Here is a 3,276-nt window from a genome sequence, read left to right as displayed (position 1 = left end):
TCTGGGTGTACTTGCCGCCCGCGCCCAGGTTCACGTTGCCGCCCAGGCTGCCCACAGCGCTGGCCAGCTGCGCCTCACTCGGCGCGTCGCGTTTCAGGCCGCTCGGAGCATGAACATGTATATCGACAACACCGCAAATACGATTGAATGCAACCACGCTGGAAGAACCGTTCCATTCATTACTACACAACTCCAAAGTTGAAGATCATCGCGGGTTCGCGAATCCATACATAGTGATCAACGCCACTTGCATGCTATGACGACGGAAAGAATGTTGCAGAACTCAGAAACGTAAACCAGGAACCTGTCGCCAGAAGCGTCTCCCACTTCTGGAGCCGGCGGTACATCACCGCTCGGGTCAGCAGGACCGTCGTCAAGAGTGGTAGCAACAGGATCGAGACCAAGAGGACCGAGTGCAGGTCGCATCACGAACGCCATGCCCTCATCAATGATATTCGTGTTTCATCTCCTTCGACGATGACTTCATACGGGACGGATGGCATCCAGGCCTCCTGATTAGCCGCGAACGAAGGAAACGTTGTACAGAAATGGGGCCACGCGAGCAGCGATAACGCGATCTCCAGAATGCGCTCCTTCTTCCACCGCTTGATCCTTACGATGATTGCAATTGTCTGGACCAACAGCAGCGCCACACCCGCCTGCATCACCCGGATCACCAGCTCCGGATCAAGGTCATGGATGTCGTACAGATCCAACGCCCCTGACGTATATCGGTTGTATGCCACTGCCCAAAACAGCACTGCGCACACTGACCAGCAAAGATAGTAGAACGCATCAACTAAAGTTCGCATACCGGCGCTCACGTGCTTCCCTGGCAGATGAGCCTGGGCCTACCAAGGCGACTACGGGCAGATAAGGGTGCATCGCCAGACAACGTGTGGCCCACAACGTCGCTTATGAGCTCACGAACGAAAGGTTGTACAGAAACATGGGGATGACGATCAATGCCAGGACAACTTCCCCGACCCGTGACCACCTCCAGTTCCGCATACGCACGACCAGGATGCAAACCAGTACGGGGAACGACAGCGTGGCGATTGCAGCCGCCAGTCGAACCCAGTCGCCGTACTGAGTGGATAGAAGCTCCGCCATCAGCCTGGAACGTCGATTCCAATGAGAATAGGCAGAGACTGATTCCACCACTAGGCAAAGCAGCCACAGGAAATGGTAAACCCACGCCAGAATCGTTCGTTTGAACCCTTTCATTTCGACTCCAGAATTCTGAGAACTCTCACCACAGTCTGGTACCAAACTTGGTCCAGTCGATGACCGGCGGGGCCGGGTTATCCAGATTTTTATCAGGATTGAGAAGCTGCTTTATCAATGGATTCGCGGTGTTCGCAGGCAGCTTGAAGAGGCAGTTCTGAAGTAGTCCGCAGTCCTTGATGGGTGAATTCACCAAACCCGATGTGCGTCCTCCAGTGAAGAGGCTTGCGGCGTTATCAAGGACCTGTTTCTGGTAAGCCTCATCCCAATAGCCGGTTACGCTCTGGGCCATGTCACGAACATAGGCCGAGTCCCTGCGGGGCGCTTCCTTCGAGGCTGCCGCTGCGAGCTCGTAGAGAGCCGTCGCATACTGGATATACGCCTCCTTGTGTTCGTATGGGCTGTCTGGGTCGGTTCCGAGCTTGGAATCCCAGGCATGACCATACACAGGGGAGAAATGGGTGCCGTCCTCTTTGACGTGAGCATAAGAGTCCCCGAAAAGGTGCAGTGCACGCTGAGTTTTCGGATCGTTCATGAGCTTTTCCTGTAGAGCCGGATAGTTCTCAAACATCACCAGTGCCTTCAGGATGTTGCCCACCTTCTTACCCCAGTAGACCTGAGCTTCCTTTACCTTCTCCGGGTCTACTTCGCCGTCAAGGCCATGGTAGTACATCTGCGGCTCGTCTGGATCCCTTCCCTTTGTCACGTTCTCGGTCGTGATCGCGTTACGGTGGTCCGTATCCGGCGACCAAGCACCTAATGCAACCGCCTTCGCAAGATTTTCATCAAACCCACCCAGGTAGAGGATTGTTGCCACTGTTGAGTAGTGACCCACCTCGCCCCAGTTATTGTCGACTGCGTTCTTCGCAGCGGTGCCACCGGCTGCAGCGCCCGATAGACCGTCGCGGAACATACCCAACATAGCACCGCCAACACCGGTGATAGCGCTGACCGTGTCCTGCTCGGCGGCGGTCAGGTCCTTACTGTCCCTCCCGAATAGCAACTTTGCTATCGCGGGCGCCGCTGCCTCGGCACTGCCAGCCGCCAGTGCGCCGATCAAAGCGCTGTCGCCGCCCGATGACGCGACTGCCGCCCCGAGCAGCGCGTGCGCAAGCAGGTGGGTCGCGCTGCCTTCGACGGCACGGTTGCCGTTATCATTCTTGTTCAGCGCGGCGTTGTCTTTGAAATACTGACCGATCTGGTAGGAGACCGCTGGCGCAAGCGTTCCCGCCACAATCTGTCCAGCGGTTCCTGACGAAGCGGCCAGACCCCCGGTGATGGCACCTACAAGCACTCCCGCCTTCTGGAGACGGTCAATTTCCTGATTGGCCTCAATAGCAGTCATTAGGAGTTGGTCTCGCTGTTCCTGAGTCATCGAATCGCGCGAACCAGGATCACTCAGCAACTCGTTGGCGCCGTCCCTACGCTCCTTTGCATTGTCGATCGATGCATTGATATCCGCGCGAATGCGCATCCCGGCATCCACGACCGTACCGGTAGCCTGCGCCATGGCGCGCTGTTCCTGCAGTATTTTCTGCAAGTCTGGCAACCCTTCAAGCGCTTGGTGCGCAGCACTGGCGTCGGTGTTCACGCCTAGATCGGCAGCATCTACCTTCTTGCCCCCGATGGTAATGTCGCCGCCAGTCAAGGTTGCATAGGTGGTAGAGCTGTCGTGACCACTCTCGGACATTGGGATGCCCGGGCTGAATGACGCGCTGTTGGCTGCGCCATACTCACCGTTACGGATCGTATTGCCGATGTCTTTGAACTGGCCGGCCGCCCCTGGTGCGGGCGCTGGATTGCCGCTGGCGTCGGTGGCTCCCTTGCCAGTAAAGCCAAAGCCACCGCTGATGCCCGCAGAGCTTGCTCGGTAATCCATCTCATTCTTGAGATCGGTGAAGGTGAGGGTTTCAGCTGTCAGCTCGCTGCCAGCGGCATTGGTACTGGCAATGGCGCCGCCGATCAGGTTCACATGCCCGGCGTCCACGTGGTAACCGCCGTCTCCGGCGAACAGGCCGGACTGCTGCCCCACGCCCTTGTAGCTGCCGT

At 57.4% G+C, this 3,276-nt stretch carries 2 protein-coding genes; both read right to left on the bottom strand.

Annotation, left to right across the window (positions count from 1 at the left end):
- Positions 1 to 425 precede the first annotated feature (425 nt).
- Positions 426 to 824, bottom strand: a complete 399-nt coding sequence (locus tag ACTJI4_RS18245) for a hypothetical protein (protein ID WP_440870144.1) — start codon at positions 822 to 824, stop codon at positions 426 to 428.
- Between the two features lie 428 nt (positions 825 to 1,252).
- Positions 1,253 to 3,276 (bottom strand): VENN motif pre-toxin domain-containing protein (locus tag ACTJI4_RS18240; protein WP_440870143.1); only part of this gene is annotated, 2,024 nt, incomplete at its 5' end.

It is taken from the genome of Stenotrophomonas sp. 22385 (assembly GCF_052045085.1).
GTDB lineage: Bacteria > Pseudomonadota > Gammaproteobacteria > Xanthomonadales > Xanthomonadaceae > Stenotrophomonas.
Note: the sequence above shows the minus strand (reverse complement) of the source record. Positions and strands in the feature narration are given on the sequence as shown.